The 772-nt window shown below is 72.4% G+C and carries 1 tRNA gene and 2 pseudogenes; all 3 read right to left on the bottom strand.

The annotated features are described in order from the left end of the window. Positions 1–123, bottom strand: a pseudogene (locus VB737_RS07420) (HAD family hydrolase); the annotation flags it as partial. 21 nt (positions 124–144) lie between these two features. Continuing rightward, positions 145–216 (bottom strand) — tRNA-Gln (locus VB737_RS07415). Between the two features lie 112 nt (positions 217–328). Then, a pseudogene (locus tag VB737_RS07410) lies at positions 329–772 on the bottom strand (AAA family ATPase); the annotation flags it as partial.

The following is a 772-nucleotide window of genomic DNA, read 5'->3' as shown; positions in this document are numbered from 1 at the left end:
GCCGGCGGCGGCCTCGGCGGGCAGCAGGGCCAGGGCCGCCCGCCGGGCCGACCACCAGTACTCGACCATGCCGTCCACCAGCACGCCGTCGAAATCGAACACCAGCAGCGGGCGTTCAGGCACCGGTGGTCAGGGGAGAAAAAACTGGGCCGCTAGGATTCGAACCTAGGAATGTCGGGACCAAAACCCGATGCCTTACCACTTGGCGACGGCCCAATCCAGCCCATGGGGTGGGGCAGGCGTCGGTGCGAAACCGGCGCCTTGCTAGTTACCCACAGCGGCTGGTCCTTCGTCAACTCGCCGGCGTCCACCCCGGCGGCAGGCCCCTTCAGGCGGGAAACACCCGCAGCCGCTGCTGCAGGCCGCGCCCGAAGACGGCACTGCGCAGCCGGTAGTGGTGGACCAGCTCGGCCTGCAGCGCCCGCACCGCCTCGCTGCGGGGCAGCAGCTCCACCGGCCGGCCCTCGGGGAGCACCACCTGCTCCACCGCCAGCCGGCATTCCTCCAGGGCCGCATGGGCATCGTCGAGGCGGGCCGGTGCGGCCGGTTCCTCCCCATCCGCCCCGCCTGCCCCCCGGCGCCGCTCCAGCAGGCGCTCCATGGCCCGCTGCAGCTGGTGGGGGGTGTCGGATTTGATCACCAGGATCGGCAGGCCGAGGTCGCGGGCCTGGCGGCGCAGCTCCGGATCGCGCCCCAGCTGGCCGCGCACGCTCAGCACCGCATCCGCCTGCTCCGGACCCTCCACCACCTGCACCGGCAGCTGGTACTGGCT

It is taken from the genome of Synechococcus sp. BA-120 BA3, from assembly GCF_034931285.1.
In the GTDB taxonomy this organism is placed as follows: Bacteria; Cyanobacteriota; Cyanobacteriia; order PCC-6307; family Cyanobiaceae; genus Cyanobium.
Note: the sequence above shows the minus strand (reverse complement) of the source record. Positions and strands in the feature narration are given on the sequence as shown.